Here is a 342-nt window from a genome sequence, read left to right as displayed (position 1 = left end):
CTTCATGATCGAGGATTCGGGCGCGCCGTTATTGCTGATTCAAAAGCATCTGCACGAGAAGACCGACTTCGCAGGAACGCGCCTCGAATTGGACGATTTCGTGTGGGGCGACAGAGGGGCGGACTCCGCCGATGTGCGGGACGCTTCGAACCTGGAGCCGATTTCCGGGCCGGGCAACCTGGCTTATGTCATCTACACGTCGGGAACGACTGGCAGACCGAAAGGAACGCTGATCGAGCATAAGAACGTCGTGCGGCTCCTGTTCAACGACAAGAACCTGTTCGACTTCGGGCCGTCCGACACGTGGACGCTGTTCCACTCGTTCTGCTTCGATTTCTCCGT

1 protein-coding gene is annotated in these 342 nt (G+C 58.2%); it reads left to right on the top strand.

Annotated elements, in window-relative coordinates; genetic code table 11:
• Positions 1 to 342, top strand: a 342-nt coding sequence (locus tag E0698_RS26375) for an AMP-binding protein (protein ID WP_192513442.1), incomplete at both ends; no start/stop codon positions are given.

It is taken from the genome of Paenibacillus sp. 23TSA30-6 (genome assembly GCF_014858585.1).
In the GTDB taxonomy this organism is placed as follows: Bacteria; Bacillota; Bacilli; order Paenibacillales; family Paenibacillaceae; genus Paenibacillus.
Note: the sequence above shows the minus strand (reverse complement) of the source record. Positions and strands in the feature narration are given on the sequence as shown.